The organism is Caballeronia udeis, from assembly GCF_044909315.1.
In the GTDB taxonomy this organism is placed as follows: Bacteria; Pseudomonadota; Gammaproteobacteria; order Burkholderiales; family Burkholderiaceae; genus Caballeronia; species Caballeronia udeis_A.
Window position 1 is genome coordinate 577,144 of record NZ_JBIYEB010000001.1, and the last position, 20,533, is coordinate 597,676.

At 58.5% G+C, this 20,533-nt stretch carries 20 protein-coding genes; 10 read left to right on the forward strand and 10 right to left on the reverse strand.

The annotated features are described in order from the left end of the window. Positions 1-58: 58 nt before the first annotated feature. Entirely contained in the window at positions 59-346 is a 288-nt protein-coding gene (locus ABH944_RS02725; RefSeq protein WP_404604242.1) for a hypothetical protein, read from the forward strand. Between the two features lie 69 nt (positions 347-415). Here ABH944_RS02725 and ABH944_RS02730 read toward each other — a convergent pair whose 3' ends face one another. Continuing rightward, complete coding sequence (locus ABH944_RS02730) at positions 416-586, reverse strand: hypothetical protein (protein WP_165936542.1); 171 nt, start codon at positions 584-586, stop codon at positions 416-418. Between the two features lie 307 nt (positions 587-893). After that, on the reverse strand, positions 894-1,214 hold the full coding sequence (locus ABH944_RS02735; RefSeq protein WP_404604243.1) for a DUF4148 domain-containing protein: 321 nt from the start codon (positions 1,212-1,214) through the stop codon (positions 894-896). Between the two features lie 267 nt (positions 1,215-1,481). Between ABH944_RS02735 and ABH944_RS02740 the strand changes: the two genes are divergently transcribed. The 3 genes from ABH944_RS02740 (at position 1,482) to ABH944_RS02750 (ending at position 4,658) form a co-directional block, all read left to right on the forward strand. Further along, positions 1,482-1,664: a hypothetical protein gene (locus tag ABH944_RS02740; RefSeq protein ID WP_404604244.1), complete on the forward strand. Its 183-nt coding sequence runs from the start codon at positions 1,482-1,484 to the stop codon at positions 1,662-1,664. A gap of 575 nt (positions 1,665-2,239) precedes the next feature. Next, entirely contained in the window at positions 2,240-3,172 is a 933-nt protein-coding gene (locus tag ABH944_RS02745) for a 2-hydroxyacid dehydrogenase (protein WP_404604245.1), read from the forward strand. 121 nt (positions 3,173-3,293) lie between these two features. Further along, positions 3,294-4,658: an MFS transporter gene (locus ABH944_RS02750; RefSeq protein ID WP_404604246.1), complete on the forward strand. Its 1,365-nt coding sequence runs from the start codon at positions 3,294-3,296 to the stop codon at positions 4,656-4,658. A gap of 24 nt (positions 4,659-4,682) precedes the next feature. On the opposite strand, the gene ABH944_RS02755 is transcribed toward ABH944_RS02750, so the two are convergent. The 4 genes from ABH944_RS02755 to ABH944_RS02770 all read right to left on the reverse strand — a co-directional run bounded on the left by ABH944_RS02755 (position 4,683) and on the right by ABH944_RS02770 (position 7,759). Then, positions 4,683-5,348 carry a tetratricopeptide repeat protein gene (locus tag ABH944_RS02755; RefSeq protein ID WP_404604247.1) on the reverse strand — a complete coding sequence of 222 codons (666 nt, stop codon included), beginning with the start codon at positions 5,346-5,348 and terminating at the stop codon, positions 4,683-4,685. 124 nt (positions 5,349-5,472) lie between these two features. After that, entirely contained in the window at positions 5,473-6,069 is a 597-nt protein-coding gene (locus ABH944_RS02760; RefSeq protein WP_404604248.1) for a lipocalin family protein, read from the reverse strand. A 105-nt stretch (positions 6,070-6,174) separates the two neighbouring features. Beyond that, the gene (dbpA, locus tag ABH944_RS02765) at positions 6,175-7,557 is read right to left on the reverse strand and encodes an ATP-dependent RNA helicase DbpA (RefSeq protein ID WP_404604249.1); all 1,383 of its coding nucleotides are present in this window, start codon (positions 7,555-7,557) and stop codon (positions 6,175-6,177) included. 4 nt (positions 7,558-7,561) lie between these two features. After that, positions 7,562-7,759 carry a hypothetical protein gene (locus tag ABH944_RS02770; RefSeq protein WP_062087611.1) on the reverse strand — a complete coding sequence of 66 codons (198 nt, stop codon included), beginning with the start codon at positions 7,757-7,759 and terminating at the stop codon, positions 7,562-7,564. A gap of 235 nt (positions 7,760-7,994) precedes the next feature. Here ABH944_RS02770 and sbcD point away from each other — a divergent pair, with 235 nt between their 5' ends. Continuing rightward, on the forward strand, positions 7,995-9,218 hold the full coding sequence (gene sbcD / locus ABH944_RS02775) for an exonuclease subunit SbcD (protein ID WP_404604250.1): 1,224 nt from the start codon (positions 7,995-7,997) through the stop codon (positions 9,216-9,218). Continuing rightward, positions 9,215-12,652 carry an AAA family ATPase gene (locus ABH944_RS02780; protein WP_404604251.1) on the forward strand — a complete coding sequence of 1,146 codons (3,438 nt, stop codon included), beginning with the start codon at positions 9,215-9,217 and terminating at the stop codon, positions 12,650-12,652. The genes sbcD and ABH944_RS02780 overlap by 4 nt, the downstream gene beginning before the upstream one ends. Positions 12,653-12,659: 7 nt before the next feature. Here the strand turns inward: ABH944_RS02780 and ABH944_RS02785 are convergent, their stop codons facing one another. Then, positions 12,660-13,052 carry a hypothetical protein gene (locus ABH944_RS02785; protein WP_404604252.1) on the reverse strand — a complete coding sequence of 131 codons (393 nt, stop codon included), beginning with the start codon at positions 13,050-13,052 and terminating at the stop codon, positions 12,660-12,662. Between the two features lie 13 nt (positions 13,053-13,065). After that, positions 13,066-13,947, reverse strand: a complete 882-nt coding sequence (locus tag ABH944_RS02790; RefSeq protein WP_404604253.1) for a tetratricopeptide repeat protein — start codon at positions 13,945-13,947, stop codon at positions 13,066-13,068. 980 nt (positions 13,948-14,927) lie between these two features. Here ABH944_RS02790 and ABH944_RS02795 point away from each other — a divergent pair. Beyond that, the gene (locus ABH944_RS02795; protein ID WP_404604254.1) at positions 14,928-15,140 is read left to right on the forward strand and encodes a hypothetical protein; all 213 of its coding nucleotides are present in this window, start codon (positions 14,928-14,930) and stop codon (positions 15,138-15,140) included. Positions 15,141-15,187: 47 nt separating this feature from the next. Continuing rightward, a complete protein-coding gene (locus ABH944_RS02800; protein WP_404604255.1) occupies positions 15,188-15,979 on the forward strand; it encodes a hypothetical protein in 792 nt (263 codons plus the stop codon). 12 nt (positions 15,980-15,991) lie between these two features. Here ABH944_RS02800 and ABH944_RS02805 read toward each other — a convergent pair whose 3' ends face one another. Continuing rightward, entirely contained in the window at positions 15,992-16,528 is a 537-nt protein-coding gene (locus ABH944_RS02805; protein ID WP_404604256.1) for a hypothetical protein, read from the reverse strand. 97 nt (positions 16,529-16,625) lie between these two features. Here ABH944_RS02805 and ABH944_RS02810 point away from each other — a divergent pair, with 97 nt between their 5' ends. Beyond that, the gene (locus ABH944_RS02810; RefSeq protein ID WP_404604257.1) at positions 16,626-17,288 is read left to right on the forward strand and encodes a DUF922 domain-containing protein; all 663 of its coding nucleotides are present in this window, start codon (positions 16,626-16,628) and stop codon (positions 17,286-17,288) included. A gap of 492 nt (positions 17,289-17,780) precedes the next feature. Here the strand turns inward: ABH944_RS02810 and ABH944_RS02815 are convergent, their stop codons facing one another. Beyond that, complete coding sequence (locus tag ABH944_RS02815) at positions 17,781-19,202, reverse strand: hypothetical protein (RefSeq protein WP_404604258.1); 1,422 nt, start codon at positions 19,200-19,202, stop codon at positions 17,781-17,783. A gap of 216 nt (positions 19,203-19,418) precedes the next feature. On the opposite strand from ABH944_RS02815, the gene ABH944_RS02820 reads away from it, so the two are divergent. Next, positions 19,419-20,045 (forward strand): tyrosine-type recombinase/integrase, encoded by a 627-nt coding sequence (locus ABH944_RS02820; RefSeq protein ID WP_404604259.1) that lies wholly within the window; start codon positions 19,419-19,421, stop codon positions 20,043-20,045. Positions 20,046-20,533 lie beyond the last annotated feature (488 nt).

Consider the following 20,533-nt stretch of genomic DNA (forward strand, 5'->3'; position numbering starts at 1 on the left):
CGTTTACCCCGACACGGGAGAATCATCCATCGAAAATCTCGTTTAACGGGGAGACCGAATGCACGCCATTCCACTCGACTATAACGATCATGTTTTGATGCCCCTCGCGGCCGGCGAGCGCGGCAGTTTTGCGTCAATGGTCATTGTCACGAAACCGAACGGCGCGCGCTGGGCATCGGGCGTGCTGGGCCATTTCGCGGAGGCGGACGACGCCTGCCGGTTTGCTATTGCATATGGAAAAGCAGAGGTAGACGGACGCAGGCCTCCACGAGCGGTGAAGCCGCCGGCAACTGACGCGGGTGCGCCCCACACCGCTCCACTGGGCGCTTCCGGATCCGCGCCATGAAGATTCGCTACTCTCTTCATCTTTGCCCACTGCGCGTTGCGAGTGGGCTTTTTGTTTTTTAGCGGCGCATTAATGCTTATGGTGCATCCAGCTCATGTGGTGGGCATCGAGCCATTCACGCATACGCATCCATCCGCTGCCGTCTTCCGGGTGTTCGCGTCGATACCGGCGGCCCAATACAGCCGCAATAGCTATCAGGACCGCAAGGCCTACTACAAAACCGATCATCGACTCAGTCATGGCCGCCTCCTTAATGCGTCACAGCCCTCTTATATTTTAGGTCACGCATTTTGAAATGCGAACCTTGCAGTATGTAAGCGCTGTCTTTACTGGACGTCTGGAACTTGCCTTTTACGTATCATCGAAAAATGCAAAAAAGCCCAGACAAGTGCGCTGGGCAAGTCCACCGGGATTAAGCCCGTTGGAGGAGGTACAAATTCAGTTTTATTCAGGCGCGCAAGCACTCTGCGCGCTTGGGTTACGCTGCCGGACGACTCACGTTCGTGTTCGTCGCCGGCACATTTCATACGGCGCGATACTTATCTGGTTAATGGCCCATGTACACCGAATGCACGTTGTCGCCGAATGAAGATTGGACAGCGTTACCGGAATCCGATGAACCGTTAGCCACCCCACCGTAGCTGCTGGTGCCACCGTTTTGCGCTGCGACACGGGCTTCAGCGGCTTGAATATTCGCTGGGTAGTCGTAATCGTTCGCAGTCGCCGGGTTGTAGCCGGCCTTTTCAATCTGGATCAATTGCGCCTTGACTTCAGCGCGGGTCAGCGGTTGTTGGCTCGACTGGGCAAACGACACGGCTGGGACGGCGAGTACTGCGGCAACTACAACGGCTTGAATAAGCGATTTCATGATACTTACCTCCGGATCTTGTTGTGCCGCGAACAACCTTGTTCGCGTTCAGTGATTCCAGTGTAGGTAAGCCGTCTCTGAAAATTAAGCACGATGCAAGCAAGAGATTATTGTTGTTTTAGGTGGAAACCCTATGATTGTCCGAGAGAGATTCCTGGCTCCGGGGCCACCTGTAATTTCCCGAAACCAACATGGGACGATCGACACAATTTCCGCCGAACGATGACTTGGTTCGATCTCTCTAACCAGAGAATAGGGAGAAAAATCATGGGCAGACTCGTTCTTGTTTTGGGACTTGCGGTTGGCCTTTCGGGGTGTATCGTCGCGCCGCCTTATGGGTATGCCCCGGCGCCGGGATACGGGTATGCCTATGCGCCGGCGTATTACGCGGCGCCGACGGTTGGTGTAGGGATCGGGTTTGGTGGTGGCTGCTGCTGGCGTGGGAGGTGATAGCTTGGCGGCTCGGTTTGTCGCGAGCGGGACCGCCGTTTGGCGTAGACGTGGGCGGGCACGTCGCCGTATGCAAAACGGCTGTCCCCGTTCCAATTAATGCTACCCCAATCAGCGCTGCCCCATCTCTTCACGGCGCGCACCTGGGACTTCAGACGAGCATTCAGCACAGCATCAACTTGCTCCTTATAACTAAGGTATCCGAAATAATGTACTTGATTTCATCAAATCGACGGAGCCGTCTGAGCTCCTATGGCGGATCGTCAAAAGGATCCCCGTACTAGTCAACTTAATGCGCCCGGCCCGGAAAAGATATTTCCTCTGCCTCACACAGCTCGTCAAACGACATGCAAGAAATTACTGCGCCGAGCGGGGAGAATCTGGGCGAATGCGAAGGCCATCGATCAGTTGCTGTGACCGGATCGCGGCGTCAGCCACACCTGGAACGATCCGTAGCAGCGCAATCTTAGCGAGCGCGGCAACGTGCCAAGACACTTGAAGAGAGCCGGGACGTCCCAACGTGATCCCAAAAAAATGCGAAACTTGGCCCTTCGCTCCTTCAACCCTTTGCGCCCATGCTCCCCACCGTCCTCGTCGTGGTCCCGCTTCGCCCTGAAAACCAGACCACCATCGCCAATGCCTTCAACGCCATTACAGCCCTCGATCAACCCGCCCTCGATCAAGCCCTAACCGATCACGCCGAAGAAATCCGCGCTGTCCTGACAAACGGCACCATTGGCATCAATGCGGCTGCCATCGCGAAACTGCCGAACCTCGAGCTGATCGGCGCGCTAGGCGCGGGCTACGAAAACATCGCGCGCGATGCGGCGCAAGCGCGCGGCATCACCGTGGTGAATGGCGCGGGTACCAACGACGACTGCGTCGCCGATCACGCCTTCGCGCTACTGCTCGGCGCCGTCCGCCAGATCCCCGTGCTCGACCGCGCATGCCGCGCCGGCGTCTGGCGTGACGACCTGCCGTTCCAGCCGAACTTCTCGGGTAAAAAACTGGGCGTGATCGGGCTGGGCAATATCGGCAGGAAGGTGGCTAAACGGGCGCAAGGCTTCGAGATCGAGGTCGGTTATCACAATCGCCGCCCGCAACCGGACTCGCCTTATACCTACTTCGATTCAGTTATCGCGCTGGCCGAATGGGCCGATTACCTCGTGGTCGCCACGCCCGGCGGCGCCTCGACCAAACATCTGATCGACGCCAAGGTGCTCGCCGCACTCGGCTCAAAAGGCTATGTGGTGAACGTGTCGCGCGGCAGCGTTGTGGATACCGCCGCTCTGGCAGACGCCCTCGACCGTGGTGTGATCGCCGGCGCGGGGCTCGATGTCTACGAAGGCGAACCCGCGCCGCCTGCGTTGCTGACGTGCTCCGAGCGCGTCGTGCTCACGCCCCACGTGGGCGGGCGCTCACCGGAGGCTGTGGCGGCCTCGGTGCAGATGTTCATCGATAACGCCACTCGGCACTTCGCCGGCGAGGCCGTACTGACACCTGTTTGAAAGCTCCCGCGAGGGCGCCCGGCGAGCTTCGCCACGATCCCGTATCGTGTCGGACTATTGCCGATCACGCCTAATCCTAAAAACCGTGTCAGACCAGACCACTCTTTCCGCCGATAGCCCCATGACCGCGCTCGAGCGTCGCGCCATGGCGGCAATCCTGCTCGCCGTTTCGCTCGCCACCCTCGATACGGCCATCGCGAATACCGCGCTCCCCGCGATCGCCGCCGATCTCCACGCAGCGCCTGCCGCGTCCGTCTGGATCATCAACGCATATCAGCTCGCGATGGTCGCCACGCTGCTGCCTTTCGCGGCGCTCGGCGGCATCGTCGGACACAGGAAGATCTATCTGGGAGGGCTGATCCTGTTCCTCGTGGCGTCGCTGACATGCGCGCTGTCGTGGTCGCTGCCGTCGCTCACCGCGGCGCGGCTGCTCCAGGGTATTGGTGCAAGTGCGGTGATGAGCGTGAACACGGCACTGATCGGGTCAATCTATCCGCATCACCGGCTCGGGCGCGGGCTTGGGTTGAATGCGCTCGTGGTGGGGATATCGTTCGCAATCGGGCCGACGATCGCATCGATTGTGCTCTCGCTCGGACCCTGGCCCTGGCTGTTTGCGGTGAACCTGCCGGTGGGGTTGCTGGCGCTGATCATCGGCTGGCCGGCGCTGCCGCAGACGCCGCGCGCCAAGCACGGCTTCGACCGCGTGGCGGCCGGACTGAACGTGATAACGTTCGCCGCGCTGGTGTTCGCGCTTGGCGAAGCGGCCCAGCGCGCGCCCACGCATGTCGTGCTGATCGCGCTCGCGGTGACGGTGCTCGCGGGCGGGCTGATGCTGCGTCGGGAACGCGGTCACCCGGCGCCGATGCTTCCCGTCGATCTGTTCAAGCGCCCGATGTTCGCGTTATCGACGGCAACCGCCGTGTGCTCATTCGCCGCACAAGGGCTGGCGTTCGTCTCGCTGCCGTTCTATTTCGAAAGCGTGCTCGGGCGCAGCCAGGTGGAAACCGGCTTCCTCATGACACCGTGGTCGGTGATGGTGGCTTTGCTGGCGCCGGTCGCCGGGCGTTTATCGGATCGATATCAACCGGGGTTGCTCGGCGGCGTCGGGCTCGCGGTCATGTGCGCGGGCATGGCCTCGCTGGCCTTGCTGCCGGCGCATCCCCATGTGCTCGATATCTGTATTCGCATGGGCATATGCGGCGCAGGCTTCGGGTTCTTCCAATCGCCCAATCTGAAAGCGCTGATGGCAAGTGCGCCCCGCGAGCGCAGCGGCGGCGCGAGCGGCGTGGTGGCAACCGCTCGGCTGATCGGCCAGGCGACCGGTGCGGCGCTGGTCGCGCTGAGCTTTGGCATTGCCGGGCATCACGGTCCGACGCTCGCGCTCGCGATTGGCGCCGGATTCGCGGGCGTGGCCAGTATCGCGAGCGGCTTGCGCCTGATTACCCGCGATAAACCCATCGAGTCGATGCAGACAGCGGAGAAGTAAGCGGCGATCAAGATTCGTTGCCCATCAGAGGCGCTTTCGGCCGCGCCACAGGCTCAGTCCGGTCGCCGAGCGTGGTCTGCTTGAACAGCGCATGCCGGAATACCGCGGTCTGTCATCGCGATCGAGCATCCGGCGCCAGTCGTCATTCGCCGGCAGGAACACCCACACGGGCTTGTCAAGCGCACCCGCCAGATGAGCCACCGACGTATTCACCGTGATCACCAGATCGAGTCGCTTGATCAGCGCGGCGGTATCGGCGAAATCGTGGATGTTGTTCGTCAGGTCGTGGGGCTTCAACGCGCAACCGAGCTGCGAAAGCTGGTCGCACGCCGCCCCTTTCTGCAGCGCGGTGCCAAGACTGTTGCGTGCATTGGCGAAAGCCGGATCGATTGAAAGCGCCTGTTCGTAACATCGCACGGAGTACGGAAGATCGCCGATCGCCCCCGCCACCAATCCCCGGCTGCTCCAGCATGCAGTGTCGTCCGGTACGAGGCTAAGCGCGCGGTCGAGCAATTGCGCGTCGCGCTCATTGTCACCACGCCGATGCAACAACACACCGAGGTAATGCAATGCGTCGGCGTGATCGGGAGATTCTTTGAGAATCGCCTGATACCGACGCTCCGCCTCGGCCATATGGCCTGCCTGATGGAGATCCAAAGCAACGGCGAGCCGTTCGGCGAGTTGATTCATTGCAGGCGTATTCAACAAAGTGGATAACCTCCCGATGCTAAGCGTTGCCTTCCCGTCCAGCTATCGGATTGCTTCTATCCCTTGTTTCGCCCGTTGAGGTTATGAGTTTCGCTGAGCGGGGATATCAGTCTTTATCACCGGGTGAATGGAAGCCAGGCTTGCCGATCTGTTCAGGCGTCTGTGGCACGCGACGGAATCGCGAGGTGTCGTAACCCATCTCGTCCAGGCGGCCCAGCAGTTCGTGATATTTCTCGTCGCTGATATCAGGCGAACGCGCGAAAATCCAGCCCAGCTTTTTTCCCGGATAACCGAGGATCGTGTACCGATAATCCGAATCGACATAAAGCGTCTGCTGGCTCGCGTAGATCGGCCAAAAAATGCGCACGCTCCATTCGGCGTTATTCGTCCCGGGAACAATCGAATCAGTGAATTGATAATGCTTAAGAGGGGCATCGAGTGAGCCCTTGTGCGCGTAATACGAATCGTCGATCTTGCCGTCATCGCGCAATGTCCATTGGGCATAACTGCCGACGAAATCGTCTTCGGCAAAATACGGCATGTTCGCGACGATGTACCAGCGTCCCATGTATCGTGGCAAATCAACGGACACCAGTTTCGGCTCCAGATTCGCCCGCGGATTGGGGTTAGACAGGGAGGGGATGCACGCGCCCAATAGCAGCGTGAACAAAACAGCGACAACAATGCGCGAGTGGCCAGACATGGGGCACCAATGTATCGATTAAGGGCGGATATGACTGAGTACGCATATCCGCCCCAAATGGTTTCATCGATTCATGGGTGCACACGGCAACCGCAGCGCTTTAAGCTAAATGCGCCGCACCTTCACCTTCTTGCCCTTCACCTTGCCCGCCGACAGCTTCTTCACTGCCTGATCCGCAATATCCCGTGCGACCGCCACGTACGTGACCATGTCCGTCACGTTGATCTTGCCGATCTGCGAGCCTTCGAAGCCCGCGTCGCCGGTCAGTGCACCGAGGACATCGCCCGGGCGAATCTTTTCCTTGCGGCCGCCGAGGATTTGCAGCGTCGCCATGGGCGGCTGAAGATGACCCGGTTTCGCCGGCGTCAGCTCGCTCAGCTTGTGCCACTCCACTTCCTTCTTCTGCGCTTGTTCAATCGTGCCCACGCGCCCCATCTCGTCCATGCTCGCCAGGCTCAGCGCCCAGCCTTCCTGATCCGCGCGCCCCGTGCGGCCGATGCGGTGCACGTGGATCTCGGGATCGGGCGTGACATCGACGTTAATCACGGCTTCCAGTTGCGCGATATCGAGCCCGCGTGCTGCAACGTCGGTCGCGACCAGCACCGAGCAACTGCGGTTGGCGAACTGCACGAGCACCTGATCGCGTTCGCGCTGTTCAAGTTCGCCATGCAGCGCGAGTGCGTTGAAACCCTGCGCGACCAATACATCGAGCAGATCACGGCATTGCTGTTTCGTGTTGCAAAACGCGAGCGTGCTGACAGGCTGATAGTGGTCGAGCAACTGACCCACCGCGTGCAGCCGTTCGTTGTCGTGGACTTCGTAGAAGCGCTGCTTGATCTTCGAATTCGTGTGCTGCTCGGTGAGTTTGACTTCCTGCGGCTTGCGCAGGAATTGCTGGCTCAGCTTGGCGATGCCTTCCGGATACGTCGCTGAAAACAGCAGCGTCTGGCGATCTTTCGGACATTGCGTGACGACGGCGACGATATCGTCGAAGAAACCCATGTCGAGCATGCGGTCGGCTTCATCGAGAACCAGCGTTTTCAGCGCGGTCAACGGCAGCGTGCCGCGCTCCAGATGATCCATGATTCGGCCGGGCGTTCCCACCGCAATATGGCAGCCATGCTCAAGGCTCGCGATCTGCGGACGCATCGGCGAGCCGCCGCATAGCGTCAGGATCTTGATGTTGTCCTCCGCGCGTGCAATGCGGCGAATTTCCTGCGTCACCTGGTCGGCGAGTTCGCGTGTCGGGCACAACACCAGCGCCTGAACGGAGAACAACCGCGGATCGATTTTCGTGAGCAACGGCAACGCAAACGCGGCCGTCTTGCCGCTACCCGTCTTCGCCTGCGCGATGAGATCGTGACCTGCAAGCGCGATTGGCAGGCTGGCGGCCTGGATCGGGGTCATCGTGAGATAACCGAGTTGTTCGAGGTTCGCCAGCATGGCCGGCGAAAGCGGCAGGGCGCTGAAAGAGGTAGGCGTGGTCATGGGATTACTTCACAGCAGGTTTCGGCGGGACCGAATTGTCCTGCTCATAGGTGATGGTGCCGTCGGGCGCGTCGTGGCGCAGCACCTTGTTGCGCGCGCCGCACATGGGGCAGCGGAACATCAGGCCCTGACCTTCGTTCTTGATAAGCACGTCGGCGAGTTGCCATTCGGCACCGCACGGCTGGTTTCGGCAGATAAACATGATTGATTTGAGCGTAATTGATGGGGTTGCGGCGTGAAAAGGGCACCGGCGAGGCCGACGCGCATTGTTTTCAGCGCAATTAGAAGCCGAAGTGTACGCGTACACGGCGCAATTGCCTCGTTTTGCGGCATTTTCGGGGGGCTTGCCCGCCAGGGCCACGGCCCGGAGCAAGTCGATCGGCTAAACTGGCAGTCACTAAAACGATGCGCGGCAACGCCTTCAACCCGACTCTCCGATGCGAATCCTGCACACCTCGGACTGGCACCTCGGCCAGTACTTTCTTGGGCATTCCCGCCAGGCCGAACATCAAAAGCTGATTGCGTGGCTGGTCGAGCAGACGCGGCTGCACGCGGTGGATTCGGTGCTGATAGCCGGCGATATCTTCGACACCGGCACACCGCCCAGTTACGCCCGCGAGCTGTATTACACCCTGATCCTTGCGTTACGCGACGCAGGCGTCGGATTGACGCTGCTGGCGGGAAACCACGATTCCGTTGCCGTGCTGGAAGAGTCGCGCAACTTGCTGACAGCGTTGAATACGGTCGTCATTCCCTCCGTCCAGGACGATCCGAACGAGCAGGTTCGCGTGCTCACCACGCGCGACGGCGAGCCCGGCGCGATCGTCTGCGCCATCCCGTTCATCCGTCCACGCGATGTGTTGCAGAGCATCGCGGGACAGAGCGCGCGTGACAAACAGGAGTCGCTGCAAGACGCAATTCGCGCGCATTATCAGGCGCTATTCGCGCTGGCCCAACAAAAGCGCGTTGAGCTTGGCGCGCATTTACCTATTATCGCGACCGGGCATTTGACGACGGTGGGCGCGAGCGCGAGTGAATCGGTGCGGGAGATTTATGTGGGCGCGCTGGAAGCCTTTCCAACGAGCGCGTTTCCGGCAGCCGATTACATCGCGCTCGGGCACATTCATCGGCCGCAGAAAGTAGGCGGGTTCGAGCACATTCGCTACAGCGGATCGCCGATTCCATTGAGCTTCGATGAAGCGCGGCAACAGAAAGAAATGCTGCTTGTAGATGTTTCGACCAACGGTCTTGAGCGCGTGACTGTGCTCGACGTGCCGTGCTTTCAACCGTTGTTATCGGTGAAAGGATCATTGAAAGAGCTTGAGGTTGCAGTCTCAGGGGCTGCATCTCACGCGGCCGAAGGCGAGACCGTGTGGCTCGAAATCGTGGTCTCCGCCGATGACTACCTCAGCGATCTCCAGGCACGTATCCAGAAGATCACCGAAGACCTGCCGGTGGAAATACTGCGTATTCGCCGCGAGCGTTCTTCTGCTTCGAACACGCTGCAATCCCAAGCAAAGGAAACCTTGAACGAACTCACGCCCGATGACGTATTCGCGCGCCGCCTGCAAACGGAAACCATCGATGAGGAAACGCGGTTGCAGCTTTTATCGATGTATCGCGAGGTGGTAGCGGGGATTGGCGAGGCGGATGCAGCATGAAGATCCTGTCATTGCGTTTGCGGAACCTGAACTCACTGAAGGGCGAGTGGAAAATCGACTTCAGCCAGCCACCGTTTCGCGATAACGGATTGTTCGCGATTACCGGCCCGACCGGCGCGGGCAAAACCACGTTGCTCGATGCGATCTGCCTTGCGCTCTATCACCGCACGCCGCGAATGGACACGATCTCCCAAGGGACCAACGAGCTGATGACGCGGCACACGTTCGAATGTCTTGCGGAAGTGGAGTTCGAGGTGAAGGGCGAGGGGTATCGGGCGTTCTGGAGCCAGCGTCGCGCACGCGATAAAGCCGATGGGAATCTGCAAGCGCCGAAGGTGGAACTCGCGCGTCTCGATGGCACGATCGTGACCGAGCGGATCGTGGACAAGCTTCGGCTTGTAGAAAGCATCACCGGGCTGGATTTCGGCCGCTTCACGAAGTCGATGATGCTCGCGCAAGGTGGCTTCGCCGCGTTCCTTGAAGCGAAGGCGAACGAACGCGCCGAATTGCTGGAAGAGCTCACCGGCACCGATATCTACGGCACGATTTCGCAGAACGTGTTCGAGCGGACACGCACTGAAAAGCTTGCGCTGGATACGCTTCTCGTACGCGCCGATGGGGTCCAGTTGCTGACTGAAGAGCAGCGGACCGAGTTGCAGCAGCAATGCATCGGCTTTGCCGCGCAGGAAACCGCGCTCGGCAAACAGATCGAGGAAACGCGTGCAATGCGGGCTTGGCGCGTCGCGTTATCGGAAGCGGAAACGCAGCTTGAACAAGCGCTGGCTAACCAGCGGCAGGCGGATATGAAGATCACCGAGGCCAAGCCTTCGCTCGATCGTCTCACCGCAAGTGAGCCTGCCGAAAAGCTGCGCGCCGATCATACGGCGATGCTTTTGGCGCGTGACGGACTTGCGAAAACGTCGCATCAACTGGTGCTGTCGAAAGACGAAAAGCGCGCCGTTTCACTCGATGCAGCGCGTGGTCTGCGTTCCGCATCATCGGCCAGCCGACGAATCGCCGAGATCCGGGAGGACTCGCTCAATGGCGTGTTACTGGAAACCAAAGCGGTTCAATCCGCGCTCGATGAACATCCGCATCGAAGCAAGCTCGGCGAGCAGATTGTGCTGTGGCAACAGCAATTCTCCGCGCGCCAGCAGACGCTAGATGACATCGAGGCGAATGCCGCCAAGCAGAAACAATTGAGCGGCGAAATCGACAAGCAGACACGCGAGATCAATGCCAAACAGATTGCCGTGCGTGACGCCGCGGCAGCAGCGGAACTCGCGCTTAAGACGGAAAGCGAGCAGCGTCAAAAACTTTCGAGCACGCTGGGCAGCGAGGATGAAGCTGCGCTGAAAACGCGGTGCCAGCGTCTAGGCGAGCAGCATCATTTATTCGGCAAGCTGCTCGATATTCGCGACGCGGTCGCACGCGGAACGCGGCAAGCCACTATGGACCGTGATGCACTGGTTCAGAAAAACGCATCGCTCGCGTCGCTGAAAGAGCAAGGTGAGCATCTCGGGAAAGACGTGGCAACGCTAACCGAGCAAGTGGAAGACAAGCGCAAATTGCTGCATCAGGAGCAGCGCATTCTCGATCTTGCCGGGCATCGTGCAGCGTTGCAGCCCGGCGAAGCGTGCCCGCTGTGCGGATCGACGGAGCATCCGTCCATCACCGCATATGCCGCGCTCGATGTTTCGTCGACCGAGCAGGCGTTGAAGGACAAACAGCTCGCGTTGCAGAACAAAAGCAAGGAAGCCTCGGCGTCCGATGTTGCTGTCGCGGCGTTGACAGCGGAGATCAAGGCGCTTGGGGCGCGTATCGGCACGTGGCTTGAGGACGAAGCGCGGCACGCGGAGAGCTGGCGAAAGCAGTGTGTCGAACTTGGACTCGGAGCGGTTGACCATGACAGCCTCGATACCCTCGTGCAGGCCCACGCAGCGACGTTGAAGCTGGCGCAGGAAACCGTTGCGGCGGTCGATCGACAGATTACGGTGATCAAGCAGCACGAAACTGCCCGGCATACGGCAGAGCGAGCGGCGCTCGATCTCCAACACGCACTTAAGCTGCTGGAACAAGGACGCAGCGCGGCAGAAAAGTCCTTGCAGGAAGCCACCAATCAATCCAAAGCCTTGCAATCCGCGTTGCTCAAGCGAGAGCAAACGCTTGATGAATCAGTGACGTCTGTTGGCTACGCGCGGCCTGATACCTGGATACGTTGGCAGCAATGGCTCATCGAACGCGAAGCAGAATGGAAGGCGTGGCAGAAGGCATCGGAGGAAATTCGTGCGTTGACGCAACACGCCGATCGCGCGCGGCACTCGCGCGATGCTGCACTAGCCGAAGCCGCAAAGTGGTCCGCGCGATGGGCCGATTGCGAGAAGGATTACGCGAAGTTGGAAACTGAAGCTATTGCCACGACCGCAGATCCCGATGCTGCGTTTTTATCGGCGACACAGCGCTACGAAGCCGCGCGCGATAAAGCCAGCCTGCTCGAAGGCACCGAGCGCACGTTGGCGACGCGCTTGAACGAAGAGAAGGCGCATGCGGAGAAAACATCGGCGACGTGGACGGAAGCCTTTGCCAAGAGTGTCTTCGCGACTGAGCCGGCGTTTAAAGAAGCGCTTCTCTCCTACGAAGAACGGGACCGCCTGCAAACGTTGAAGCGCGAACTCGATGAACTGCGCACAACGGTTCATACGCTGCGCACGACCGCGGAAAACCGTCGCGCGGAATTGTTGAAGGAGCCAAAGACCGAGTTGGACCCTGACGCCCTGCAACGTACGCTCGACGATATGCTGGCAACATCGAAGACCCTCAGCGAGACCCAAGGCGAGCTTCGAGCAACACTCAAGAACGACGATCGCTTGCGGGTGGAAAAGCAGGCGCTGTATCAACAGATTGATGCTCAACGCGCACGCTACGACTTGTGGCAACGCTTGAGCAGTCTGATCGGTTCCGCCGATGGCGCGAAGTATCGAAAGTTTGCCCAGGGCCTGACGCTCGGTCACCTGATCTATCTCGCGAACCGGCAACTCACGCAGTTGCATGGGCGCTATCAATTGAATCGCAGGCTCGCGGGCGATCTCGAGATAGAAGTGCTCGATATGTGGCAAGGCGATGTCGCGCGCGATACACGTACGTTGTCGGGCGGCGAAAGCTTCCTGGTCAGTCTTGCGTTGGCGCTGGCTCTGTCGGATCTGGTGAGTTTCAAGACGTCGATCGACTCCCTGTTCCTCGACGAAGGGTTCGGCACGCTGGATGGTGAGACGCTGGAGATTGCGCTCAACGCGCTTGATGCGTTGAACGCGAGCGGCAAGATGATCGGCGTGATCAGCCACGTGGAAGCGCTCAAGGAGCGCATTCCATTGCAGATCAGAGTAGCGAAAAGCGTGGGGATCGGCTTTTCGACGGTGGAAGTCGTGGGCGCATGACAGGCCGCTATTCCTCCCGACGCACCGCGATTTCCTGTGACGCAATCTTCTCGACCACAAAGAATGGCATGTCCAGGCGCCATTCGCCTTTCTGCACGGTGGCCCGGTAGTCGAACAACGGGTTGCCGTCCGGCGAGCTGAAAATCAACCGTTGCACAGCGTCGTCCGGCAGCGCACTTTGGCCGCCTATTGCCTGATAGCTTGTATTGCTGCCGACATGGAAGTTATCCGTATTCCATCGGTTCGGAGCATGTGGCGGGAACGGTTTGGCATCGTGGAAACCGAACAGATCGTCGTGAGACAGGACGCTGTTACGCAACGTTGGCCACACATTTTCACGCAGATAATGCTGGTCGATAAAGTGGCCGCTGTCCGCATTCTTCGCAGCGAATTGCTGCATCGATTCAATCGCGTTATGAAAGACACCTGCGCACCCGCCCCAATAAGCCAGCGAGAATCAATTCGGTGTGCGTGAAGTAATGGCGGATGACGTGAAAGTAGTACGGGCTTTCGACCCACTCCTGTACTGCCGCGTATTCGCGCTCGGAAAGGAGCGCGTCGGCATCGCGGAGAAGGAAGCGCTTGACGCTGGAATCGTCGACAACCAGGAAACGCCACATCAGCGGATGAACGCCCGAATCGCTGTCCATGAAAACGACTTCGGCGCCGGCTTCCTTGAGCCTTCGCTGAACGTGGTCCGGGACGGTAGCGTCCAGATATACACGGCATGTCCAACCCTTGAAAACATCACGCGTCATTTCGGCGTTCATGACGGCAGGCTCGCAATAGCGCGGATTCGATCCGAACAGCGAGTAAGCAATCACGTTCTCGGCAGGGTTCGACGGGTTGAATGCGGGCGTTGCGTGATCGGGAATCGGGACGCTCGGGTTGGCGCCGTATTTGGCATCGGAGGCGCGTAGTGAACGCAGTCCGTACTCGCGCATTTCTTCGGTCTTGCCCAGCCAGCCGCAAACTTCCACCAAACCGTCGAGCCACGTCGCCGACGCCAGCTTGCGCTTGCTCGCCGGCGCGTTGTGGATGCCCATGTAGACCTTGTACGCTTGGTCATAGGCTTTGTTACGCACGAGGCACGACCCGTAGTCCGACAAGATCACCATGTTGTCCGGTGTGATTCGAAGCGCTTCTTCAGCAAATTTCGCACCGCTTTGATAATCCCCGGCCGCGTACGCCGCCTGGAACTGTTTCGCGATTCCCGCGAACCGCGCTTGTACGGCTGCGGGGGGCTGGCGCATGCCGCCGGATTGTTTCGCTTGTTCAAAATTAGGTCGAGCCATGGCGTTTTATCGGTTATTTAGCGAACGGGCATTGTTCGTACGCGCGCTTGTGCCACAGCGCCGAACCGCTCCGAGGTAACCGTGGACTTTAAACGGCGCAATGCCCGTTGCCGACGCTTGAGATCGTTTTTCACAATTTCGCGGGGTGAAATCGTGGGGGATGGCGGTCGCGCGGACTCACAAGTGACTTGGCTTCGGTTGATCCACAAGAAGCCGATGGGTACCGAAACAGCGGATCCGCTGGCCATGCTACAAAAAAAGCCGGTCGCATGAATGCGACCGGCTTTCTTATTCCAGCAAGGAGACCGGATCTGGTCCGGGGCTCTTGCTGGGGTTACAACTGCTTCCCGGAAAACTCTGTCGGGTGTCACCATTAATGAAAAATGCGTCGTTGAATTTAAGGCGATTTTCCACGAAGAGTGACATCGAGCGACCAGCACGTGACAAGGAACGTGAAATATCTGTCGCGAACCGCCGCAGTAAGTGAAAAAACCCGGGCGATCAGCGCGACAGGCAAGGACCGGCCATCACCTGTCGTTCGACCTCGCTCTATGAGCGACATTCGAACGACAGGATCGCACCAAACAGCCGACTTTCGCGCGTGATCCCGGTCGGCGAGGCCTCGCCATCACCTCATGGGATGGCAGGCGCCACCGGATCGAGCCGGCCGAAGGATTCAGGTCCAGAAGGGGCATGTGCGGATGCCTGTCCTTGCAATTACTCGTCGTCTGCCTGGATGCAGATCACCCTCATCCCAGAAACGCGGAAAGCCCCGGCTCTCCCTCACTGCGGCGTTCTTGCTGCCCGCATTAGCGTGAAGTGAACGTGGGCGGGCCTGTGGCTCCCGGTGGCGAAATTCGATACACTTGCTCCAAGCGAGGGAACGTCTGCGATTGGCGTCAGCCGAGAGGTGATCGCAGTTAGGGCGCGGCTCGGTCTGGTTGCCTTCTGATGAACCCTTGGGGACAGGGGGAGAGGACATGCTGATCAAGCTCTTGTCGGTGAAGGCCGTTGCGATTGGCGTGGTCCTGAGCGTCATCGCCTTGGCGTTTTTCTGGCCGCTTAACGGCCTTGGCGCTTCGGTCGCCCTCATGGCCTTCGTCATCGGCGCTGGCGGGTCAGAGCTAATCTTTAGACTATTGAAGCCACGCGCGCCGACGGCGAGCAATACGCCGGCGGCAGGCGAAAAATGACCGACCTAAGGACCCCATGGCTGCGATGCGCGATCATCAGCGTGGTGTTGGCTTTGACCACGGGTTGCGCAACCACTTCGGACGTCAATCCATCGGCGGAAGGTGGACAGCTCGGATCACCGCCGCCGATAGTCAATCCATCGGCGGGAGGTGGACTGCTCGGAGCACGCCCGCCGACTGGCTGGAACAATTCGCCGGCTCCCACGGGCGAGGAGCTGATCGAAGTTCGCGGTTATGTCTTGGTGCGCGACGATCACGTGCCTGCGAACGCGATCGGATATGCCGTTCCGATCTTCACAAGTCGCCAGGAGATCGATCGCTTCTGCCCCCTGTTCCTAGATCACATGAGCTTCAGCGGCGCCCTTAATCAAGGCACGCCCATGCGGATCAATTCCTATGGCCGGGAAGTGCAAATCGCCCCGTTCGTCTGGCCGGTCACGACCTGGGCTAAGAATGACATGGCCGACTGCAAGACTCTGGGCGATCGCTACGACTTTTCCGGGGCCAGGACGTTCTTGAAACTAGCTCAACAGACGATCGCGGCTCAGGGTGGTCGAGATATTGACGCCCTGAAGAGCGGTCCTTTCATCCTGACGGCGAGACGGGTGAGCGGCTCCATGGTCCTGTACGATTTGTCGCAAGCTCCGGACGGCGATTATCCGACGTGGCTGACGCGCGCGGTTGAGCAGATGACCAATCCTGCCGCCACCGAAACCCTCTACGTGACGCCCAACTGGCACGATAAAGCCCGCTACTACGTATTCGGTGCCATACCGAGCTTCAACGGCATCCTCGACGTGCTGATGCCCGGATTCAAGGACGCCCATGCCAAGAGTTGACGCCCCGAGAAGTCAGTGCCCGTCCTCCTGAAGCTCCGGGCGGGCGCGATAGCTGTTGACCTGGACGGACTTGGCGATCTGGTCGGAAATGGCCTGGGCCTGATTGGCCACACTGCGATGAGCCGAGAATGTCACGAGGACGCCAAGGTTGCCTTCGGTGCGGGCAAGATAGCGGGTTTGGTAGTTTTTGACCTCTGAGTTCCAGTAAATCGCATCGAGCCAGATGACTTGGCCGATCAGTGTGCTCTTCGGCGCCCGGACGGTTTCGACGCCAGCTGTCGTGCCGACATCATCCTGAAGATGTTGAATGTAGAGCTGCGGGCTATCCATCGGCCCAACTTCCTTGGCCGTTAGGATCGCGATCATGCTGTACTTGCCATCCGGACCGGCGGGCGGCTTGCAGACATACTCTGTTTCTTCGAGGACACATTGCCAATCGTCCGGCATGTCGAAACTTACGTAAGTGTTCGCGAACGATTTTGACTGCGCAGGACCAACAAGCGCCGCCGCAAATACGAGGCCCAGCACCATGTGTACGATGGACCGCATTTTTTCAGTCTCCGAAGGAGCGCCTATAGTTAGCTTATCGTGCATCGGGGCGACCTAAAACCCCAAGCTAACTTTAAATTTTCCAGGAGCCATTCCCATGGGACCCGTCCTGCGGAGAGTGATTGGCTTAGGCGTGGCGGCCATCGCCCCGCTCATCATGGCCGGTTCTGCTTGGCCCACCGGGGAAGATGTCCAACCAATCTTTGAAATGCACTACTACAACGTGTCTGGCAACACCTGGGGGGAAATATTTGATTCAATTAAGGCCAGTGCTCAAAGGGACGAGGACCTTCAGGGAAGATTTGAGGGGATCACATCATATTCCGTCGAGCTGGGACCGGAACCTCTCGTCAAAAACAATACATGTTCCTCCGACACGGCAACCATTGTTGTCAAACTAGTCGTCAAAGTGCCAATGTTGACGACTCGGAACTTGAACCCACCAGATCAGGAATGTTGGGCATTCTACGATCGCTCTCTTTCTGATCATGAGGAATGGCATGTCCAGATTGCCGTGCATGAAACTCAGGCGCTGCAAGCTAAGATCAGATCGTCGTCAAACATGAGCTGCAAGGAGATCGGTCAACTGGTGGGCCAAGCCCGCCAGAAAATGATCGATGAGCAAAACCACTACGATGCCGTCACCTCTCACGGAGCGGAGCAGTGGAAGGCGTATGGGCTCGATAAACCAAAGGAATCCCCCTACGTCTCCAAGGTTCGAGAGCGTTGTTTCGGCTGTCCAACTGCCCAATCGTGTTGAACCGTCGGTGCTGTACGCGACGGGCCCCGACCTGTATTTGTATTTCCCACATGGATGCCGGGTTGTTCGTCGCGCGCGATGCCTGTCAACATCCGCTACTGCGAGTTATGACGTGGTGGCTGCAAGACGACAACTCGGTCCATCACTTGGCGCACGAGGTGGGTGTCAACCGCTGGTGCAACGGCGCACGGCGCGCAGTTGTGATACTTCAGTGCGATTGGATCGTCGCCTGGACATTCCACAGAGGCTAAAATATGCTCGTATCGACGGCTTCCCGGTTGAGGATAGTCGTTAGATAGGTGTCTGCGTCGATGCTCATAGGCTCGGTCGGGTTGCTCGCGATGTTTAAGCAGCTAGAGATCGTATGGAGAGACCGCTCCACTTTCAACTTTTCGACGATCGAGCGTATCCGCGTCGCAGCGGACCGGACTCTATTCGCTCGCGCCTACAGGGCAGCGCAGCGTTCCGGCCATGCGGTGACTATCCCTTTCTTCAACCCGCTTTTGGCGGCTGCCATCCCAATACAGGTCCGACATGCACCGAAATGCCGTAGGCAAATGAATCCTGCTTATAAGGAGCCCCACAGTAGAGGATGACCACGCATTCTTTAGCGAGCATTTTGTAAATGCCATTATCAGTTCCGCAGCTGTATAGCAACGCAACACTGAAAAGTTTCTCGTCGTGGGAAGCATCGACGGTCATGTAGAGCGCCTCATCGTCAGGCTCGTTGACTTTCACATTCCAGCCAGCATCGCGTAAAGGCCGAACCAAATCAGTCATACATTGCTGGGAAAGGAGTCCCTTACGGAGCAGGACGCCGTTGTCTGCTGGCAATGGTGGAACCAGGCGCCCATGTTTTCGGAAATGATCCTGTTCGGCGAGCTTCAGCTTCATCTGAACATCGCCCCGCAGCAGCGCCTGTTGCCATAGCAAGGTACTGTCGTCATTCATGTCAGGGAGAAAAAACGAGACGCTATGAGAGGCGTCGTACCAAGATTCGATGGCTGCAAGTGTCGCAAGCGCGACCACCATCCGAGCGAAATTCGCCGGTTGCTGCCATGACGCCGCGGTGCCGTGCGCAAACATGTGCCGATTCAGCCAGGTCACCCCCCGGTATTCGTCGGTATTGCAGAAAAAATGGCTCTTGAGCCACCTCCGAAAGGTCTCAAAGGCGAAAACACGCTCGTCCTGCCCGAATAGATAGTCACAAGTCTTATATTCTGGCGGCACCCACATGCGGTCAAAATGAAGTTGTGCAGCAGTTTCGATCGCGCGGTTCACTGCATGATCAATCTTGTCCGGGGCAGTAGCTTTAGTCCCGAGATCAGAAACAATTCTTGTTAGACTGCCTTCGATCGCCGGTATCAATGCTCCGACACTGGTAGTCCAATAGCCGCTATAGGCGCCGAGATAAGCTTCCCGCGCCAACGGCACGATCTCTTTAAGGCTGCGGGCAAGAGGCAAGATCTGTTCGATGCAAACCGCCTGGAAGGCCAATGTATAAAGGGTTGACGTGTGATATTTGAAAAGATCGAGCGCCCGCTCTCTCGTCACATGCCTGACGGAAGCAAGCAGCTTAGATATTTCACCCATCGGTAGCCATAGCGGCATAAACCACTCGACCTTGTCCCAAAGAGCGGCTTGATCGTCGTGTTGTTTTCGCCTTATTCGCCAGTTCTCGTCGCCGGAAACCGGAATGGTCGGGAAGCATGCTTTGCCACCTTCGGCGGTCAGGACAATACACGGCGTCGGATGGAAGACCCCGACATCTGCACGCTTCGCGACCGGATTGATCAGCCTCTTGTCGCTAGCCCATTTTTCAATGAGTTCTGGTGTCACAGCGTTCAGCGACGACTCATTCAGCGCGCGTCGCCAAATTCCACTGAATTTGTCCTCGAGATTGGAGAAAGACATTGAACCCATCCAAAGTGCAATCGTAGTTAATTTAGTTCAGCAATTTACCACCGGTTTCTGGACACGGTTGCCGCCGAGCATGCGACTAAACGAACGTCCGTTCCACCTTGAAAGCGGCCCGATATGTCGCGCTGAGTCGACCGGCCGCAGTGGGTCGAACAGCGACCATTTCCCAAGGCGCAAAATCAATCTCCCTTCATTGAAGAGGAGGTTGTCATGGAAACGCTTAATTCCTCGGATGCGCGGCGAGTGCCTTGGAACAAAGGAAGGCTGACTGGTCAGAAGCCGCCGTTGAAACTCTGTGAGATCTGGGCAATTCGGACGAGGCTCCAGATGTCGGCTAACGCCCGTGAGTTGGCGCTGTTCAACCTTGCAATCGACAGCAAGCTTCGGGTATGCGATCTGACGCGACTGCAGATGCAGGACGTCTACATGGGAGGCCATGTCTTAGCTCGCGCGACTTTCATGCAGCAAAAAACGCATAGACCGGTGCAGTTTGAAATCACGGAGCAGACTCGTCAAAGTGTTTCTGCCTGGATTTCCGCGCGAGGATTGGAGCCTACCGACTATTTGTTTCCGAGTCGGCTGCACGCCTCGGTACACGTATCGACGCGCCAATATGCGCGCATCGTTCATCGTTGGGTCGCATCGATCGGACTCGACGACACCGCGTATGGTACGCACACGATGCGACGTACGAAAGCGTCGTTGATCTACCGACGCACCAAGAACCTGCGCGCCGTCCAATTGCTGTTGGGCCATACAAAAATTGAAAGCACCGTGAGATACCTTGGGATCGAGGTAGACGATGCACTCGAAATGGCCGAGCAGACTGAAGTTTGATAGCCGGCGGCCGGCGAGCGTGCGCTTGTCGGCCAGCTCCAGCCGTTCGCCCTCGCGCGAACAAGGTCACTCAAACGTCGGTTCCACCCAGGTAACGGACCTTCCATTGACGATCATGTTCGGCAGATCATCTGCCTTTGCCGACATTCAGGCATCGGCGTTGATGAGGCGGCTACAGGTCGTTTTCCTGACGTTCGCACATCGATGGCAGCGAATGTCAGGTTTCACTGCAAGCGGATGCGAACTTTCAATTAGAGGTCCGTGTCTGAAGTCGAATCTCCACACCAGATTGTCGGTCTCCCGGAAGTGCATCGAGCCGCGGGTAACAAATACATTGAGTTGCGTCTTGTAGCCCTCGGGTCGTAGCTATCGATCCCATCGGTCTTCACGCGCCAGACCTTGTTGTCGGTTCCGCGGAAGTATATGTAGTTGCCGAACACGAGCACATCGGAGTGCGTCTTGAATGGCCCTAGGTTCGTTCCGCCAAT